The sequence below is a fragment of the Brevundimonas vesicularis genome, from assembly GCF_027886425.1.
GTDB lineage: Bacteria > Pseudomonadota > Alphaproteobacteria > Caulobacterales > Caulobacteraceae > Brevundimonas > Brevundimonas vesicularis_C.
Map to the genome: position 1 here is coordinate 2,678,786 of NZ_CP115671.1, position 12,540 is coordinate 2,691,325.

The 12,540-nt window shown below is 68.5% G+C and carries 12 protein-coding genes, 1 tRNA gene and 1 other RNA gene; 2 read left to right on the plus strand and 12 right to left on the minus strand.

Features of this window, described 5'->3' with window-relative positions:
- Positions 1-2 precede the first annotated feature (2 nt).
- From PFY01_RS13610 to sppA, 10 genes are all read right to left on the minus strand, one after another.
- Complete coding sequence (locus tag PFY01_RS13610; RefSeq protein ID WP_271041682.1) at positions 3-1,421, minus strand: UDP-N-acetylmuramoyl-tripeptide--D-alanyl-D-alanine ligase; 1,419 nt, start codon at positions 1,419-1,421, stop codon at positions 3-5.
- The gene (locus tag PFY01_RS13615) at positions 1,414-2,874 is read right to left on the minus strand and encodes a UDP-N-acetylmuramoyl-L-alanyl-D-glutamate--2,6-diaminopimelate ligase (RefSeq protein WP_271041683.1); all 1,461 of its coding nucleotides are present in this window, start codon (positions 2,872-2,874) and stop codon (positions 1,414-1,416) included. The genes PFY01_RS13610 and PFY01_RS13615 overlap by 8 nt, the downstream gene beginning before the upstream one ends.
- A complete protein-coding gene (locus PFY01_RS13620) occupies positions 2,871-4,655 on the minus strand; it encodes a peptidoglycan D,D-transpeptidase FtsI family protein (protein ID WP_271041684.1) in 1,785 nt (594 codons plus the stop codon). The genes PFY01_RS13615 and PFY01_RS13620 overlap by 4 nt, the downstream gene beginning before the upstream one ends.
- Positions 4,652-5,101: a cell division protein FtsL gene (gene ftsL / locus PFY01_RS13625; protein WP_271041685.1), complete on the minus strand. Its 450-nt coding sequence runs from the start codon at positions 5,099-5,101 to the stop codon at positions 4,652-4,654. The genes PFY01_RS13620 and ftsL overlap by 4 nt, the downstream gene beginning before the upstream one ends.
- The gene (gene rsmH, locus PFY01_RS13630) at positions 5,098-6,066 is read right to left on the minus strand and encodes a 16S rRNA (cytosine(1402)-N(4))-methyltransferase RsmH (protein WP_271043069.1); all 969 of its coding nucleotides are present in this window, start codon (positions 6,064-6,066) and stop codon (positions 5,098-5,100) included. Before rsmH ends, ftsL begins: the two co-directional genes overlap by 4 nt.
- An 8-nt stretch (positions 6,067-6,074) precedes the next feature.
- The gene (locus tag PFY01_RS13635) at positions 6,075-6,551 is read right to left on the minus strand and encodes a division/cell wall cluster transcriptional repressor MraZ (RefSeq protein ID WP_017504538.1); all 477 of its coding nucleotides are present in this window, start codon (positions 6,549-6,551) and stop codon (positions 6,075-6,077) included.
- A 485-nt stretch (positions 6,552-7,036) separates the two neighbouring features.
- Positions 7,037-7,425, minus strand: an RNA gene (rnpB, locus tag PFY01_RS13640) — RNase P RNA component class A.
- A gap of 32 nt (positions 7,426-7,457) precedes the next feature.
- Positions 7,458-8,219: an N-acetylmuramoyl-L-alanine amidase gene (locus PFY01_RS13645; RefSeq protein ID WP_271041686.1), complete on the minus strand. Its 762-nt coding sequence runs from the start codon at positions 8,217-8,219 to the stop codon at positions 7,458-7,460.
- 13 nt (positions 8,220-8,232) lie between these two features.
- A complete protein-coding gene (locus PFY01_RS13650; RefSeq protein WP_161639610.1) occupies positions 8,233-8,556 on the minus strand; it encodes a hypothetical protein in 324 nt (107 codons plus the stop codon).
- A 105-nt stretch (positions 8,557-8,661) separates the two neighbouring features.
- Positions 8,662-10,440, minus strand: coding sequence for a signal peptide peptidase SppA (gene sppA / locus PFY01_RS13655; protein ID WP_271041687.1), 1,779 nt, complete (start codon positions 10,438-10,440; stop codon positions 8,662-8,664).
- A gap of 227 nt (positions 10,441-10,667) precedes the next feature.
- Here sppA and panD point away from each other — a divergent pair, with 227 nt between their 5' ends.
- Positions 10,668-11,024, plus strand: a complete 357-nt coding sequence (panD, locus tag PFY01_RS13660; RefSeq protein ID WP_017504542.1) for an aspartate 1-decarboxylase — start codon at positions 10,668-10,670, stop codon at positions 11,022-11,024.
- A 72-nt stretch (positions 11,025-11,096) separates the two neighbouring features.
- Here panD and PFY01_RS13665 read toward each other — a convergent pair whose 3' ends face one another.
- Positions 11,097-11,888: an SIMPL domain-containing protein gene (locus PFY01_RS13665; protein WP_271041688.1), complete on the minus strand. Its 792-nt coding sequence runs from the start codon at positions 11,886-11,888 to the stop codon at positions 11,097-11,099.
- A 212-nt stretch (positions 11,889-12,100) separates the two neighbouring features.
- Between PFY01_RS13665 and PFY01_RS13670 the strand changes: the two genes are divergently transcribed.
- Positions 12,101-12,176: transfer RNA gene (locus PFY01_RS13670), tRNA-Ile, on the plus strand.
- Positions 12,177-12,241: 65 nt separating this feature from the next.
- Here the strand turns inward: PFY01_RS13670 and PFY01_RS13675 are convergent.
- Positions 12,242-12,517, minus strand: a complete 276-nt coding sequence (locus tag PFY01_RS13675) for an NrsF family protein (protein WP_420197025.1) — start codon at positions 12,515-12,517, stop codon at positions 12,242-12,244.
- Between the last annotated feature and the right edge of the window lie 23 nt (positions 12,518-12,540).

Here is a 12,540-nt window from a genome sequence, read left to right on the forward strand (position 1 = left end):
CTCTATCGCGTCGCGGGCGGCGTGTCGCGGCCTTGGAGGTCGGCGAGCGCCTTGGCCACCAGCGAGGCCTTGGAGCCGTTCGAGCCCTTGACCATGACGATGTCGCCGGGCGCGACCAGCAGGGCCGCCTCGGCCGCCAGTTCCGCCGCCGTCGCGCGCCAGACGCCGCGTCGCGAGACCGGCAGCGCGTCGTAGAGCCAGCGCATTTCGGGACCGGCGGCGTGGACCAGGTCGAGGCCGGCGGCATCGATGGGGCCGGCGAGACCTTCATGCAGGTCGCGGCTCTGCTCGCCCAGTTCCAGCATGTCGGTCAGCACCACCACGCGGCGGCCCGAGGTCGAGCGCGCGCCCAAAGTCTTGAACCCGGCGGCCATGGACAGCGGATTGGCGTTGTAGCTTTCGTCGATCAGGGTGAAGGCGCCGTCCGGCGTCGTGACCGTGCGCGTCTGGCCGCGTCCGGCCAGAGGCTGGAACCCCGCGAGGGCTTCGAGACCCGTTTCCAGCGCCACGTCCAGGGCGTCGAGCATCAAGAGGACGCAAAGGCTATTCAGGCCCCAATGGGCGCCGGACTGGGCCAGGCGATAGTCGATGCGCCGCCCGAACAGTTCGGCGGCGACCGCCGCGCCCTCGGCGTCCGGCCGGAAGTCCAGCAGACGGGCGTCATGGCCGGCGTCGGATCCAAAAGTCAGCAGGCGCGCGCCGACCGCCTTGGCCGCATCGCACAGCATAGCCGAGAAGGCGACGTCGCCGTTCGCCACCGCCGCACCGCCCGGCACCAGACCCTGGAAGATGGTCGCCTTTTCACGCGCGACGCCCGCTTCGCCGTCCGCGAAGGCCTCGATATGGACCGGACCGACCGTGGTGACGCAGGCGGCGTGGGGGGCGACGAAGCGCGACAGGGGCGCGATCTCGCCCGGCGCATTCATGCCGATCTCGAACACGGCGCGCTGGGTCTCGACCGGCATCCGGGCCAGAGTCAGGGGCACGCCGATGTGGTTGTTGTAGCTCTTGATCGAACCGTGGGCGGGACCGGCGAGGTCGAGGCCCGCCTTGATCGCCTGGGTGACGCTGGTCTTGCCGACGCTGCCGGTGACGGCGCCGCGCTTAATATGGGGCGCGCGCTCGCGGGCGGCGACGCCCAGGGCTTCGAGGCCGCGCAAGGTGTCAGGCACGACGACGCAAGGGCCACCCTCGACCGGGTGTTCGACCAGGGCGGCCGCGGCGCCCGATGCGAAGGCGCCGCCGGCGAACTGATGCCCGTCGCGTTCGCCCTTCAGCGCCAGAAACAGATCGCCGGGAGCGATCTCGCGGCTGTTGTAGGTCAGGCCCGTGATCGGGCGATCATCGCCCTTCAGCACGCCGCCCGTGGCGGCGGCGACTTCGGCGGCCGACCAAAGCGGGCGGGCGGAGTGTTCAGGCATAGAGAGACAGGGCCTCGGACGCGACAGTGGCGTCGTCGAAGGGGTGGGTCACGCCCGCGACGATCTGACCCTGTTCATGCCCTTTTCCGGCGATGACCACCACATCCCCGTCACGCATCATTTCGACGGCGGCCTCGATGGCGACGCGGCGGTCGCCGATCTCGATCCCGTCCGGGCAGCCGGCGCGGACCTGGGCGCGGATGGCGGCGGCGTCTTCGGATCGCGGATTGTCGTCGGTGACGATAGCGATGTCGGCCAGACGCCCGGCGATCTCGCCCATCAGGGGACGCTTGCCGCGATCGCGATCGCCGCCGGCGCCGAAGACGACGATCAGGCGGCCGGTCGCGTGGGGACGCAGCGCATTCAGAACCGTCTCGAGCCCGTCGGGCGTGTGGGCGTAGTCGACATAGACCTCGCCCCGGCCTTCCTGCCCGCCGTCGATGCGTTGCAGGCGGCCTTGCGCGCCGGTCAGGCCTTCCAGCGCGCCGATGACGGCGTCGGCCGGATCGCCGGCGGCGATGCACAGGCCGGCCGCCACCAGGGCGTTGGACGCCTGAAACGCGCCGGCCAGCGGCAGCAGGATTTCGCGGATGTCGCCGCGCACGTCGATGGTCAGACGCTGCCCTTCAGGCGTCGCGCGACGGCCGATCAGGGTCAGGTCGCGACCGCGCTCGCCCACGCCCATGACGCCCAGACCCGCCATGATCGAGGCGGAGGCGAAGACCGAATAGGCGTCGGAATCGGCGTTCAGCACGGCGGTGCGGCCGCGCGGCAGCAGGGTCTCGAACAGGCGCATCTTGGCGGCGCGATAGTCCGCCATGGTGCCGTGATAGTCGAGATGGTCCTGGGTCAGGTTGGTGAAGGCGGCGGCCTTCAAGGCGACCCCGTCCAGGCGGCGTTGGTCGATGCCGTGGGACGAGGCCTCCAGCGCGACGTGGGTCACGTCCTTGGCGGCCAGCTCGGCCATCAGGCGCGCGGCCTCGGCGGCGTCGGGGCTGGTCAGGCCGGGGCCGGTCAGGGCGTAGGTCCTGTCGCCCTTCTGGCCGATGACGCCCAGCGTGCCCATGCTGGCGGACTTGTGGCCGATCCCGGCCCAGATCTGCCGGCAGAAGGTGGCGACCGACGTCTTGCCGTTGGTGCCGGTGACGGCGACGCAGGTCTTGGGCTGGGCGCCGTAGAAGCCGCGCGCGGCGATGGCGTAGGCCCGGCGCACGTCGCCCGAGGTGACCAGAACGGGCGCCGCGCCATCCGGCGTGTCGGTCGGCGCCAGAACCGCAGCGGCCCCTTGCGCCAGGGCCTGAGGGATGAAGGCGCGGCCGTCGGCGGCCGTGCCCGGCAGGGCGACGAACAAGGCGCCGGGCGAGACCTTGCGGCTGTCGGCGGTGACGCCGGTGATGACGGGGTCCGAGGACACGTCGCGGCGCAGCAGGTCGGACAGGTGAAGCGCGCTCAAAGCCCGTCCCCCGCCACGTCCTGATACTGCGGGATCTTCTCGCCCGAGGCCGTGCGCCAGCGGTCGTCGCGGCGTTCAACGCCCAGGAAACCGGCGATGCGGTCGGCGATATTGTGCACGGCCGGCGCGGCGACATAGGCGCCGGTCTTGGGATAGGTCCCCGGCTCGTCCATCACGATCAGGATGGCGTAACGCTTGCCGTTCAGCGGGCCATCGACGGGGAAGACCGCCGCGAAGGAACCCAGGGCGTGGCTGGGATCATAGCGACCGCCGACCAGTTTGTTGGCCGAGCCGGTCTTGCCGCCGACCCGCAGGCCCGGCGCGTCGGCGAATCCGCCCGAACCCTTGACGACGTTGCGACGCAGCAGGTCGAGAATGGCGCGCGAGGTCTCTTCGGTGACGACCTGTTGCGGCTGGACGTTGCGGGCGCCGCCCTTGCGCAGCGACAGCGGGATCATCCGACCGCCATTGGTCAGGGCGCCCATGGCCTGAACCATCTGGGCCGGGGTGATCATGATGCCATAGCCGAAGGACAGCGACGCCAGGGTCGAGTTGTCCCAGCGACGCGGCACGACCGGCTTGGCCGATTCCTTCAGCTCGATCTTGGCGGCGTCCAGCAGGCCCAGGCGGCGGAAATAGTCGCGCATGGTGTTGGGGCCCATCTGCACCGCCAGTTGCGACGTGCCGATGTTGGAGGAGTGCAGATAGACCTCTTCCAGGGTCATCACCCGGTTCTGGGCGTGGAAGTCCTTGATCTTGCGATCGCCGATCTGGAAGGCCTGGGAGGCGTCGAACAGGGTGTTCATGTCGGCCCGGCCGGTGTCGAGGCCGGCGGCGACGGTGAATGTCTTGAACACCGAGCCCATTTCGTAATGGCCCGAGACGGCGCGGTTCAGGGTGGCGCCGTCGGGCGCCGCGCCGCGGTCGGCCGAGTTGAAGGTCGGCCAGGACGCCATGCCCAGCACCTCGCCGGTCTGGACGTCGGTGACGATGCCGACGGCGCCCTTGGCCTGGTTCTTGATCGCGGCGGCGGCCAGTTCGTTCTCCAGAACGCCCTGGACGCGCAGGTCGATGGACAGGGGGAAGGCCTCGCCGCGCTGACCCGCCGCGCGGATCTCGTCGTTGAAGGCCAGTTCGGCGCCCGAGACGCCCTGCCCGCCCGTGTCGGCGTCGCCGATCAGATGGACGGCCGAGGTCCCGAGCGGATAGGCGCGGCGGTCTTCGGGCTCGAAGGTGACGCCGCCCAGCGCCAGGTCGTGGACGGCGGCCTTTTCCTGGGGCGTCAGACCGGTCAGGGCGATCAGGCGACGGTCGCCGCCCAGCACCTTCTTCAGACGCTCGGCCGAGATGCGCGGCAGGGCGCGGCGGATCTGGCGATAGGCTAGGTCGCGATCCCAGATCTCGGCCGGGTCGATGTAGAGGCCGTAGTGAACAATGTTGGTGGCCAGCAGCTCGCCATTGCGGTCCGTCAGGTCGCCGCGCACCAGGGCGTTCGGATTGACGCCGCGTCCCAGGCCGTTGGCCGGGGCGAACAGGGCCTTGTACGACGCACCGATGGCCAGGCCGCCGAAGACGCAGGAGAAGGCGATCAGGATCAGGAAGATGCGGACGCGGGTGTCCTCTTCCGGGCGGGCGTCGGCGCGGGCGCGCTCGAAGCCGTGCTCCAGCCGCCAGACCAGTTCGGTCAGCCAGCGCCAGAACGGCGACAGGCGGCCTTGCAGACGTTCCTGGAAATCAGCGCCCGGCGCGGGGCGGTGATAGCGATGATCCTGAACGCTCATTGCGCCGGCTCCGGCGAAGGCGTGGGGACGGGCGCGTCATCGGCGACGGCGGCGGGCGCCGGCGCGGCTGAAGGCGCGGGCGCGGCGGGTTGAGCGGCGACGGGTTTCAGGGCGGTCAGCTGACCTTCCTTGGCCTGACGGGCGACCGCGACGGGGGCCATGCCGATCTGGCGCGACAGGCTTTCCAGACGGGCGGGCTGCTCCAGCCGGGCGACCTCGGCGCGCAGCAGGCGGACGCGCTGTCCGTTCTCGCGGATGTCCTGTTCGATCTGGGCGATGCGGCTGCTTTCACGCGCGGCGGCGGCCTTGGCGGCATAGACCGACACGATCATGATCGCGACCAGGGCCACGCCGATGATCTCGACCCAGCGCACGCCGCGCACCTTCCAGTCGAACAGGCGCTGAAGGGCGGTGCGGGAATAGGTGAAGAAGGGCGCCGTGGTCATGCCGCCGCTCTCCCATCGATCCGACCCCAGGCCGGGGCGTCGGTGCGCACGGCGGCGCGCAGCTTGGCCGAGCGGGCGCGGGGATTGGTGGAACGCTCTTCGTCGCCCGCCTCGCGCGCGCCTTTGAACTGGAGCGTGAAGCTGGGCTTGCGCGGATCGACGGCCATCGGCGCATGACGCGAACCGGCGGGGCTGTTGCCCGTGCGCTCAGTCAGGAAGGCCTTGACGATGCGGTCTTCCAGCGAATGGAAGGTGACGACGGCGAGACGTCCACCGGGGGCGAGCGTCGCCTCGGCCGCCTCCAGACCGCGTTCCAGCTCGCCCAGTTCGTCATTGACCGCGATGCGCAGGGCCTGGAACACGCGCGTCGCCGGATGGATGGGCGCGCCGCGACGGCCGCCCAGGGCCTTTTCGACCACCTCGGCGAGATCCAGGGTGCGGGTGAACGACTGTTCGGCGCGGCGACGCAGGATGGCGGTGGCGACGCGGCCCGACTGGCGCTCTTCGCCATACAGTTTGAAGATGTGCGCCAGGGGACCGTGGTCCCAGGTGTTGACGATGTCGGCGGCGGTCGTGCCCTCATCGGACATGCGCATGTCAAGCGGACCGTTGCGCATGAAGGAAAAGCCGCGCTCGGCCTGATCCAGCTGCATCGACGAGACGCCGATGTCGAAGACGGCGCCGTCCAGCTTCGCCTTGCCGCTGTCGGCGAACGCCTGGGTCAGACCCGAGAAGGGGGTGCGGATCAGCTGGAACTGGCCGGGGAAGTCGCTGGCGACGGCGTCGGCGTGCGGCTGGACCGTCGGGTCGCGATCCAGGGCGACGACCTGGGCGCCGGTCTGCAGGATGGCGCGGGTATAGCCGCCGGCGCCGAAGGTGGCGTCGATCACGACGTCGCCGGGCGCGGGCGCCAGGGCCTCGATCACCTCGGCCAGCAGGACGGGGGCGTGGGGAGCGCCGGGCAGAACGTCAGTCACGATCCGCCTCCCGCCAGCTTCATCTGGGCCGCCAGCTTCAGGGCGCCGATCTGGGCCATGCCGGCCTTGGCCAGGGCGCGCTGTTCGGCGCGGCGCGCCGCCCATTTCTCACGCGACCAGATCTGGAAACGGTCGTTCAGGCCGACGATGACGACGGTGTCGCCCAGACCCGCTTCGGCGCACAGCGCCTCGGGCAAGGTGATCCGACCGCCGGAATCATAGGCCAGACGCACCTGCTCGCCCATCACCTGCCACTCCAGCGCCGAACGCTCCTCGGAGCCGAACGGCAGGGCTTCGATCATTTCGGCATAGACGGCGAACAGGCGGTCGCCGCCCGCTTCCAGACAGTCGGCCTCGATCGAAGGGAAGATGAACACGCCGCCAGCGGCGCCGTTTTCGGTCGTGCGGAAATCGTTGGGGATGAGGAGACGGCGCTTGCCGTCCAGCTGCTTCTCATAGGTCGAGAGAAACACGCCCTGTCCAATCGAGCCCTTCGGCCCGTCCCTAGATGCCCTGACGAACGCCCGCCGCGCCCGCCTCTCAGCCCCAAATCATGAAGCTGGGATAGCATGGGATGAAATGGGCCTCAATGGGATCGAGGCCAAGATTTAACCATGTTTTGACGTGTGACGACTTAAGCACGCTCGAACAGCTGGAACATACACGGAACAAACAAAGTATTCACAGGCTGTGAGGCGTTCTAACCTTCCATTGCCAGACAATAGGTTAACGCCCGCAAAAGCGCGGGACCGCCGCCATAACACTGAAATGCGGGGATAATCCGAACTCGGATTAGGCGACGCGCTGAGGGAGGGCGCCAACGCCCAACCCTCCGGGCCTCAAGTAGGCCAAAGGCCGATAGGCCCGAAGAAAAAAGCCGGCCTCAAGCAGCGCGAAGCGCGGTAGGCCGAGAAAATCGGCCTCAAGCAGGCCGAAGGCCGATAGGCCTAAAGAAAAGTATGCCAGACGGCCTGTAAGCCGGGTTTTGTTCCGCTCCGAAGCCGAGGCCCGGATCGGCGACGATCATTCCTCTGGACCGACCATTGCTGATCGGTTCTCGCGACCTACCCGGACATCTGAGGCGGTGAGCCCCGCGAGCGAGCCCGCGCGATGTCCCTATTTGGTCTTGCTCCAGGCGGGGCTTGCCATGCCGTCCCTGTTGCCAGGTCCGCGGTGGGCTCTTACCCCACCCTTTCACCCTTACCGGCCTCGCAAGGCCGGAGGTTTGCTTTCTGTGGCGCTATCCCTCGGGTCACCCCGGGCGGAAGTTATCCGCCGCCTTTTCACCGTGGAGCCCGGACTTTCCTCGACGGACGCGAAGTCCGCCGCGACCGCCCAGCCGTCTGGCGCGCGCTAGATGCGCGTTAGCGGCGCGAACGTCAATTCAATACGCCCGTGACACTCTCGGCGCTGGCCAGCTGGAGCAGGCCGACCAGACGGGCGCGGGTTTCGCCGTCGGCGACGCCGTCGAGGCGGGCCGGGCGCCAATGACGCTGGAAGGCGCGGACGGCGGTTTCGACGGCGGCGTCGTAGTCGCCACTGGCCTTCAGGCCGTAGCCCAGCCGATGCAGGCCGGCGCTGAGCACCATCGGGCCGATGCCCTGATCGCCCTTCTGCAACAGGCCGCCCAAGGCCTGCACCCGTTCGGCCGCCGGTTCGAACCACAGGCCGTGCCCGGCCTCGGCCAGGCGTTTCCAGGGGAAGAGCTCGCCCGGATCTTCCTTGCGATCCGGCGCCAGGTCGGAATGGGCGATGATGCGGTTGTCGGCGATGGTCCAGCGGCTGCGAATATCGGAAATCAGCGCGATGACGGCCGCGATCTGGGCTTCGGGGAAGGCGCGATAGCCGAACTCATGGCCGGGATTGACGATCTCGATCCCGATGGAGGCGGCGTTGCAGTCGTCCTCGCCCTGCCACACGCCGCGGCCGGCGTGCCAGGCGCGGCGCTCCTCGGGCACCAATTGAAAGACGCGGCCGTCTTCCTCGACCAGATAGTGGGCCGAAACCTTGGCCTCGGGGTCGCGCAGGCGGGCCAGAGCGGCCTCGCCGGTCTGCATGCCGGTGTAGTGCAGCACCAGCATGTCCGGCGGCGCACGGCGCGCGTCGAAGTTGGGCGAAGGCGCGTCGATGTAGGACGTCATGGGCGGGTTCGGCTCAGCGGCCGTTGCGCTCCCAGCCATAGGCGACCCAGGCGCCGTCCACCTTGTGCGCCTCGATCAGGTCGGGATCGCTGTTGCGGCGACGCGGCGCGATATTGCGGCGGGTGCGCATGACCAGACCGACCAGGAAGACCAGAACGCCGGCGAACAGCGCGATCACCGCCACGGCCGCAGCGGTGAAAACGGCGAGGACGGCGCCGACCGCCATGGCGCAGACGGCGGCGATCATGCCGGCGACCCACATGACGGACGCCATCAGGCCGTTGGGACGGCGGCGGGCGGCATGGCCGATGGCGGCGAGACGTTCAGGCTGGAACATGGATCATCCTTTCAGGCGATCCGGGGAACGCCTGATACGCAATGTCGGTCCATCGGGGCCTGCGGTCAATGGACCGCGACGCACGGTCGCGTGCGCCGCGCCCCGTCAAAAGATCGGCTGATCGGCCAGAACCACCGCGCCCTGGCTGCGCATGCGGTCGCTGTCGATCCGGCGCATCACGGCCTGGGCCTGGGGATCGGCCATGACGCCGCCCAGCATGACCAGCGCCTTGGCGGCCTCGGTCTGGACGCCGAACATTTCCGACAGGGCCTCGAACGGCGACTGCTGCTTGGGGAAATGCTTGAAGCGGACGGGCTCGTTGTCGGGGATCTTGGCCAGTTGGCGGGCCTTGTTCACCGCCTCGGTCACTCCGCCCAGCTGGTCGACGAGGCCCAACGGCAGGGCCTGGGCGCCGGTCCAGACGCGCCCCTTGGCGATTTCGCGCACCCGGTCCGGCGACAGTTTGCGGCCCGTCGCCACACGGGTGATGAAGTCGTCGTAGATCCGGTCCATCGAACCGGCGAAGGCCGCGCGCTGCTGGGGGGTGAACTCTTGCGTCGGCGAGAAGGCGTCGGCGTATTCCCCGCCCACCGTCAGCTCACGCATGTCGACGCCGAACCGGCCCAGCGCATCGGCCAAGACGAACTTGCCGCCGAACACGCCGATCGAGCCGGTCAGGGTCGTGGGCTGGGCCACGATCCAGTCGGCCTCGGAACTAATCCAGTAGCCGCCCGACGCCGCATAGGCGCCCATGGACACCACCACCGGCTTGCCCGCCGCCCGCGCCGCGCGCACCGCGGCAAGGATCTGCTCGGACGCTTCGGGCGAACCACCGGGCGAAGAGACGCGGAAGACGATCGCCTTGACGCTCTTGTCCTCGATCGCGTCGTAGATGGCCTCGGCCGTGTCGTCGGAATGGATGGACGAGCCGCCGCCGAAGCTGGCGCCGCCGCCGCGCCCGGTGACGATGGCCCCCTCCCCGCCCACGATGGCGATGGCGTTCTTGCCCGAACCCGTGCGTTCGCCCTTCTGGCTGGCGTACTTGCCGAATTCGACGATCTCGGCGCCTTTACCGGCGCGGGTCTTGATGGCGATCTCGGCCTCTTCGACCTGGCCCACCTTGTCGATCAGCCGATTGCTGAGCGCCTGTTCCGCCGAATAGGGGCCGGCCTCGATCACCGTCTTCAGCGCCGGGGCCGTCGTCTTGCGATCCTTGGCCGCGTTGGCCAGGGCGGTGTCGTAGATCGACGTCATCCAAGCCGTCATCGCCTCGCGGTGCGGGCCGGTGTAGTCGCTCTGGGTGTATTCGTTGACAGCGTTCTTGTACTCGTAGCGCTGTTCGAACTCGGGTTTGACGCCGTATTTCTGGAAGGCGCGGCCCAAAAACAGGCTGTCGGCCGAGAAGCCCGTGGCCTGGAAGCCGGCGGTGTTCTGCATCCACAGCTCCGACGCCGAGGCCCCGACCATATAGGTAGACATCACCGCGCCCGACGGGGCGAAGCCCTGACTGTGGGCGATGACCGGCTTGCCTGCGTTGCGGAAACGATGGATCGCCTGGCGCAGTTCGTCGGCGGTGGCGGGCGTCATGCCGCTTTCCGGCAGGCGGATCAGCAGAGCCTTGACGCTGCTGTCGCCCTGGGCCTGATGCAGGCCATCGACCACGTCCGTCAGGGCCAGGCCCGAACTGCCGAAGGCCGCGAACGGATTGGACGACGGCTGGTCGCTGACGCCGCCGCGCAAGTCCAGCTCCAGCACGGTGGTCGCCGGCGTCGTCGGCCTGGACGACGAGGCGACGGCGACCGTCAGCAGCACCAAGGGAATGACGACGACGAACAGGATCAGCCCGGTGAAGACACCAAGGACCGTCAGGAAGAATTGCTTCATCGGAGGGAAAACGCGCGCTCGCAGGCCGGAAATGGCGTCGCCAGCATAGGGGGACGCAGGCCGTCGTCAAATGACGCGCGTGCAATCCGTCGGTTGACCTGGCGTTCGCAGCCGCACCCGATTGCTGCGACGCAGCGTGCGGATTGATGCGAGGCCCGGAAATCCCTATATGAGCCGCCTGTGAGCGAGGGCCTGCGCCCCGCGTTTTTCTTGCTGGAGACCGCACGATGCTGGTCACCCTGATGAAGTCCAAGCTGCACCGCGCCACGGTGACCCAGGCCGATCTCGATTACGAGGGATCGATCGCCATCGACATGGACCTGCTGGACGCCGCCGGCATCTATCCGCACGAGCAGGTCGATGTGCTCAACATCACCAATGGCGCGCGCTTCACCACCTATGCGATCGAGGCGCCGCGCGGCTCCAAGGTCATCGGCGTCAACGGCGCCGCCGCCCGCCTGGTGCAGAAGAACGACAAGGTGATCGTGGTCACCTATGGCCAGCTGCCGCAGGAAGAGGCGCGCCAGTGGAACCCGAACGTGGTCCTGCTGGACGACGCCAACGCGATCAAGAACGCTGGCTAAGGCGCTTCGCCTCTCAGAATGCAAAAAGGCCCGCCGGCGACGGCGGGCCTTTTCTTTATCCGGTTGATGCGATCAGCGGGCGATGTCGTAGACGCCCGTGATGTCGATCCGCACCGTCAGTTCGCCGGCGGAAACCGGGGTGCTCTCGGCCCGATCCATCGACACAGCGCGGGCGGCGAACATCGGCATCGGCGGCTGAGGCGCATAGCCGCCGCCCTCGGTCAGGTTGCGAATGCCCGACAGCTGGACGTTCAGCGATTGGGCGTACAGCTGGGCCTTGGCCTGCAGGTTGCGCACGGCCAGCTGGCGCGCCTGGTTTTCGGCGGCGGTCGGATCCTTCAGGCCGAAGCTGATGCCGTCGATCTGGTTGACGCCGGCGGCGACCACGGCGTCGGCCGTCGTACCGACCTTGCTCAGGTCGTTGATGACCACCGTCACGCGGTTGACCGCCTGATAGCCGCGCAGCTTGGGCGGTTCGTTCTGGACGTAGTCGTATTGCGCCGACAGGTTCAGACCGGAAGTTTGGATATCGCGTTCAGCAATGCCCGCGCGACGCAGGGCGGCGACGACGCGCGTCATTTGCGCAGCATTGTCGCGCATGGCGGCCTGGGCGGTCGTTGCCTCGGTCTGGACGCCGAAGGTGATGGTGGCCATGTCCGGCGCGGCCTTGACCTCGCCATAGGCCGACAGGTTCAGCGACGGCGCGGGTTGCATCATGTGCATGGCTCCCATGGGTTCGGCCGTCTGAGCCATGGCGCGCGGCGTGGCGGCGGCCAGAAAGGCGGCGGCGGCGACGGCGCCGCCCAGGGCGACGGTCTTCAACGACAGGGTCTTCAGGGGGGCGGCGGCCAGGGTGCGGGTCATGCAGTCTTCTCCGTAAGCGATCCGGGACCGGCGCGTTCGCCGATCCGTTGCAACGACCTTGGCCGTTCTCGCCTGAACCAACGCCCGTGCGCCTTGGCAGTTTCCGTTCATCTTCGTGAAATCGCCGAAAGATCGCCTTCTTGCCCGCCCCCGCTTGGCAAGCCGCGCCCGCGCCTGCTAGGCGAAACCCCTACCGCCGAGGCGCGCCTTGGGGGCCTGTAGCTCAATGGTTAGAGCCGACCGCTCATAACGGTCTGGTTGGGGGTTCGAGTCCCTCCGGGCCTACCACATCCTGTCGGGACCACCCGAAAACGGCTCAAGACCGCTTCACGGCAGTATCGCGGAAAACACACTCACCAGCGGAAGGTGAAACGACCCAGAGCAGCGCCCAAAACCGCGACGAGGCCGACGCCCAAGGTGTACCAGACCGCCACAAAGGCGGCCGTGTGCTCGGGGCAATGCAGGCCGTAGACGGTCGCGGCCAGTCCTGCGGTCAGAAGACCGGCGGCGGCGCCGGCGAAAGCGGGTTTCACAGGGGCGAATCGTCTCGCAGCGAAGAAGATGAACGGCGCCGCCAGAGCGCCGAGCGACAGGATGTTCGTCGGACAGACCTTGGCGGAGCGACCCATGACCCAGAGGGCTGGCTGCCTTC

What these genes read in the sequence shown, in the direction of transcription:
- PFY01_RS13665 (WP_271041688.1), bottom strand. Translation starts at nt 11,888, where the DNA reads ATGACCCGCACCCTGGCCGCCGCCCCCCTGAAGACCCTGTCGTTGAAG.
- PFY01_RS13645 (WP_271041686.1), bottom strand. Translation starts at nt 8,219, where the DNA reads ATGACGTCCTACATCGACGCGCCTTCGCCCAACTTCGACGCGCGCCGT.
- PFY01_RS13650 (WP_161639610.1), bottom strand. Translation starts at nt 8,556, where the DNA reads ATGTTCCAGCCTGAACGTCTCGCCGCCATCGGCCATGCCGCCCGCCGC.
- panD (WP_017504542.1), top strand. Translation starts at nt 10,668, where the DNA reads ATGCTGGTCACCCTGATGAAGTCCAAGCTGCACCGCGCCACGGTGACC.
- PFY01_RS13675 (WP_420197025.1), bottom strand. Translation starts at nt 12,517, where the DNA reads ATGGGTCGCTCCGCCAAGGTCTGTCCGACGAACATCCTGTCGCTCGGC.
- sppA (WP_271041687.1), bottom strand. Translation starts at nt 10,440, where the DNA reads ATGAAGCAATTCTTCCTGACGGTCCTTGGTGTCTTCACCGGGCTGATC.
- PFY01_RS13610 (WP_271041682.1), bottom strand. Translation starts at nt 1,421, where the DNA reads ATGCCTGAACACTCCGCCCGCCCGCTTTGGTCGGCCGCCGAAGTCGCC.
- ftsL (WP_271041685.1), bottom strand. Translation starts at nt 5,101, where the DNA reads ATGACCACGGCGCCCTTCTTCACCTATTCCCGCACCGCCCTTCAGCGC.
- PFY01_RS13620 (WP_271041684.1), bottom strand. Translation starts at nt 4,655, where the DNA reads ATGAGCGTTCAGGATCATCGCTATCACCGCCCCGCGCCGGGCGCTGAT.